Source organism: Alkalihalophilus lindianensis (genome assembly GCF_032843265.1).
In the GTDB taxonomy this organism is placed as follows: Bacteria; Bacillota; Bacilli; order Bacillales; family Bacillaceae_D; genus Alkalihalophilus; species Alkalihalophilus lindianensis.
On sequence record NZ_JAWJBA010000840.1, the window covers coordinates 1 to 245 of the forward strand.

The window sequence follows — 245 nt, forward strand, 5'->3', positions numbered from 1 at the left end:
GATTTTCGCTTGGATTTTGGCATCCGTTTTATAACGGATAGGACCGCACTGCATAAAGATAATAGGCTGCAACCCATCTTTCCGAATAGGAGTAGCAGTTAGACCGTATACATACTTTGCACGAATTTGTTTTAACACTTTTTCAAAACTAAAGGCAGAAATATGATGGCACTCATCAACAATGATCTGACCATACTGTGTAATAAATGATTTGATTCCATTATTTGAAATTAAACTTTGTATGG

General features: G+C 35.5%; 1 protein-coding gene. It reads right to left on the reverse strand.

Translation table 11 applies throughout. The features are described 5' to 3' along the window. Positions 1 to 245, reverse strand: a 245-nt coding sequence (locus tag RYX56_RS24520; RefSeq protein ID WP_317124409.1) for a DEAD/DEAH box helicase, incomplete at both ends; no start/stop codon positions are given.